This window comes from Delftia sp. ZNC0008 (assembly GCF_000799035.1).
Taxonomy (GTDB): domain Bacteria; phylum Pseudomonadota; class Gammaproteobacteria; order Burkholderiales; family Burkholderiaceae_C; genus Comamonas; species Comamonas tsuruhatensis.
Genome location: NZ_JTKZ01000250.1, coordinates 1 through 4,168, shown reverse-complemented (window position 1 = coordinate 4,168; position 4,168 = coordinate 1). Strand labels below are relative to the sequence as shown.

At 68.5% G+C, this 4,168-nt stretch carries 2 protein-coding genes; both read right to left on the bottom strand.

The window, feature by feature from the left end; all coding sequences use genetic code 11:
• Positions 1-3,486 (bottom strand): DUF6531 domain-containing protein (locus L995_RS08235; protein WP_047470893.1); only part of this gene is annotated, 3,486 nt, incomplete at its 3' end.
• A 24-nt stretch (positions 3,487-3,510) separates the two neighbouring features.
• Positions 3,511-4,168: bacteriophage T4 gp5 trimerisation domain-containing protein (locus L995_RS32915; RefSeq protein ID WP_047470892.1), on the bottom strand; the 658-nt coding region annotated here is incomplete at its 5' end.

Below are 4,168 nucleotides of genomic sequence, written 5' to 3'. Positions count from 1 at the left end.
TGCGGTTTCCACGCGCAGCAGGGGAACGTGGCTGTGCGGTTCGTAGAGGGTGTGGATGCGCCGCATGGGCCGGCTGTCCCGGGGCGGCAATTGGGTGAGGGTGAGCCGGTCGCCGTCCCAGCCGTAGAAGACCAGGGTTGCGTGGTCGTCGCCCTCGGCTGCACTGGCATCGGCATCGGCCGGGTGGCTGGCGGGACGGGCGATGCGGCGCGCGATGCGGCGGCCGAAGACGTCGTAGAAGTACTGGCTGGTGGGAGCGTCATCCGTGCGGGCGGATGCCTCGCGCTGCTTGTCCGCATCGTTCGTTTGAACGGCATGGCCGATGAGGCGATTGGCGTGGTCCCATTGGTAGCGATGGGTTTGCCGCGGTCCCCTTTTTTCCAGCAGGTTGCCCGCTCTGTCATGGCGGTATTGGTGCTGGTCGTCCTGCAGGATGCGGTTGCCGGGCCAGCAGGGCGGGTGGCTGCGGTCCCGGTCGCTGTGGTCTGCCTGCAGGAGGTTGAAGTCCGGGTCATGCAGGTTCTGCCGGACTTCGTCGTTCCATTGGCGGGCGGCATGATGGCTCTGCTGGTGCGCAAACAGCCGGTTGCCTGCGGGGTCGTACTGCCAGTGCTGGTCCAGGCCCGGGCCCTTGGCCTGGACCAGCCGGCCTGCAGGGTCATACCCGTAGGCCCAGGGGCCTTGTGCCGTGCCTGTGCCGCACAACTGGCCCAATGCGTTGTACTGGTGGCTGCGGTTGAGTTGGCCCAGCGCGGGGCCTGACGGGGTTTCGCCGGCAGCCTGGGCGGCGGCAGCGCCGGGGCCGCGCAGATGGGTCGCGTCCCTGATCAGGCGGGTGGTGGTCAGGCGCGAGAGGCTGTCATAGGCGCGCTGCACGGTCGTGGCTCCGCAGCGCCGTTGGATCTCCCGGTGGCGGGCATCGCGTTCCAGCTCCAGCACGTTGCGCCCGCTCAGTAAAAGGCCGTGCAGGTGGCCCGGGCCGTAGTGCAGCCATTGCAGTGGAGGCAGTCCGGTGATGGTGCTTTGCGTGACCTGTCCCATCTCGTCCAGTTGCCGCTGGCTTCGGTGCTGCCACAGCAGCTCGCCCTGCGGGCCATGCATTTGCTGGGTCTCCGCAAGCGTGCGGCCCAGCAGGTCGCGTTCGAACAGGGTGCCCAGCCGGTAGCCGCCGTGCACCACGTGGTGGGCACCGGTCAGGGTGCCCGCGCTGTCGTAGTCGAAGTGCTCCGTGGCGATGGGGGCCGGCTCCTGCCCTTCGGCGGGCAGCGCCGAGATGCTGCGCGCCAGCAACTGGCCATTGCGCTCGTCGTAGTGGTGCAGGGTCTGGTGCAGGGCGTCGCTGCTGGCGGTGACCTGGCCGGCCGCGTTGTATTGGTAGTGCCTGGGGCTGGCGTCAAACCCGGTCTCTTCGACCACCCGGTCCTGGCTGTCGTAGCGAAGGCGGTGGATGCTGGCGTTTTCGTTGTGCAGTTCGACCAGGCGGCCGGCCTTGTCCCGCAGGTAGCGTTGGTGGAAGAAGCTGTCCTGCGCTCCGTAGCGGTAGCCGATGGTGCGGCCCCAGGCATCGAAGGCAAATTGCTCCAGGTGGCCGTCAGGGTGTTCGATGCGTTCGAGGTCGCCGCCGGCGTTGTAGCCATAGCGCGTGACCTCGCCCAGCGCGTCGATGCTGGCCGTCAGCCGGGCGGCGTCATCGTAGGTGAACGACAGCTTGCCGCCTTCCTCGCCGTAGATGGCCACCAGGTTTCCCCAGGCGTCATGGGCCTGGCGCGTGCTGCGGCCGGAGCAGTCCTGGCGGCGCAGCAGCAGGCCTCGGGCGTCCCATTGGAGTTCCTGGCGTCCGCCCTTGGCATCGGTGACGGCGATGGGCAAGTGGCGAAGGGGGGCGGGCTCGGCGCCGGCAGACGGGGCATCGGAGGCGGGCTCCGGGTAGTGATAGCGGGTGCTGTGGCCCAGAGGGTCGATGTGCTCCTGCAGCAGTCCCAGCGGGTCGTAGCGCCATTGGTGGACAGCGGATTCGTTGCCTGCGGCCGGGGTGCTGCTGCGGGTGACCTGTCCGTGCAGGTTGTACTGCAGCTCGGTTGTGCGCCCGGCGCTGTCGGTGATGCCGGTGACGTCGCCGCTGGCGGTATCCAGCCGGTAGGTGGTCTGCCGTCCCAGCGGGTCGGTGGCCTCGACCAGCCGGCCCGCGCTGTCATGGCGATAGCTGTGCCGGCTGCCATCGGCCTCGATGATGCAGGCAATGCGACGCAGGCCGCCTTCGCCGGTGAAGAGGTAGCGGCGCTGGCGTCCCAGACCGTCAGTGACCAGGGTGCTGGCCTGGGGCGGGCTGGCTGGGTCGGCGCCGGGCTCCTGGTGGGCGCTGTAGTCGAAGCGGTAGTCCAGTCCCTCGGGGTTGTGCTGCTCGATGACCCGGCCCTGGTCGTCGTAGGTGTAGCGGCTGGTGGGGCGGCCCGCATGGCTGTGGCCCACCATGCGGCCCGGGTGCCGCGGGTCATAGAGAAAGCGCCGCATGATCCGGCCATCGCGCCCATGGACTGCCTGCAGTTCCCCGCGCGGGCTGTACTCGTAGCGCACCAGGGGCTCCGGGGGCGGTTGCCTGCCGAAAGCCGGGTCGTGCTTCAGGTGCACGGCCATCAGGCGGATGCCGGCGTCCGCCCCCCAGCCGTGCGCCGCCTCCTGCGCAGGCCTGCAGCGCTGCAGCTCCAGCTGATAGCGCCGGCCCGCGCCGTCATCAATGAAGTTCACCAGTCCCTTGAACTCGCCCTTGGCGTGGCGAAACAGCCGCAGCTGGTTGCCGAATCGGTCCACAAGGCCCAGCAGCACATGGCGCTTGTCCGGGCCGGGCGGGTCTTCGCTGGCGGCTGTATCCGGATCGGTGGATTCAGCGGCTTCGGTGCCAGCCGCCATGCCGCGCTCGGGGCCCAGCACCCACCACGGCCCCAAGGCAGAAGAGGTGGCCAGGATGAAGTCGCGGCCCTGGCGCAGTTCCAAAGGCAGGGCCAGGTAGGAATGCGCCACGCGCTGAGGATGGCCTTCGCCCAGCAGCCGCTCCCTGCCGCCGCGTACCAGCCAAAGATGCTCGCTGGCGCTGTAGGCGACTTCGCCGGGCGCCAGCGGGTCGAAGCAGATGCTGCGGCCCTGGCCGTCGTGAACGATGAGCTGCTCGCGGCTTGCCTGCAGGCCAAGTTCGCCGGGCATCCACCAGCCCGGACCCAGCAGGCCCACGGGGGCTGGCGTGGGCGTCTGGTAGCTGGAGTAGTCGCGCGAGAGGTGCAGCGGCAGCGGTCCTGGCAGGGCCAGATCGACTTCTGCGGTCAGGACCTTGGCGCCCAGCACGGGGTTCACAGGGTTGCCTTCGGCGCGTCCGCCCGGGCATGCCGAGCAGGCGACGCCGCCACTGGAGCCAATGAAGACGGTGGACGAGCCCTGGATGACAGGGCCGCCCTTCTTGGTCATGTCGCCCTGGCGGGCTGCGGGTTTGTTCATGCCGGTTCCTCCCTTGAAAGATGCTCAGCGCCCGACGGTTCCGTTGATTCCCACAAGCTCGGGCAGCGGCTGCGCGTCGGCTGCGGCGGGTGATGAGGAGGGCCCTGGCGGAGCGGACGGTGCGGACCGGCTGGCGCCGCAGTTCCAGTGGATGCGGCCGGCGTCGCCGTTGATGGCGCCTTCGCCCTGCAATTGGATGTGCACGCCCTGCAGGTAGATGCCACCATTGCTCTGGAGGACGATCCTGGCCTTGCCGCAGGCCAGCTCCAGGTGCTCTCCGCTGGAGTGCACGCTGATCTGGCCCACGGTCACCGATTGGCGCTCGCCCACGCTGAGGTCCATGCGCTTGCCGATGTCTGCGCTATAGGTCTGGCCTACCTTCAGCGACTGGGTTCCGCCCACCTGGCTGGCCTTCATGAGCCCGACGAAGGAGTTCATCGCCATGCCGACATTGCGGCTGTAAGCCATGCCGACGTTCATCATCTTGGCGATGCCCGTGCTCTGCGTATAGCTCAGGGCCACGGTCTCGGACTTGCTGGAGCCTATGCGCATGCGCTGGTTCTTGCCGATGGAGATGTTCTCGTCGATGCCGACATCCTCGTTGCGGTTGTCGCCGATGCTGATCTTCTCGTCGTGGTCCACCCGCTCCGTGCGGTTGTTGTGCACGGTGATGGTCTCGTCG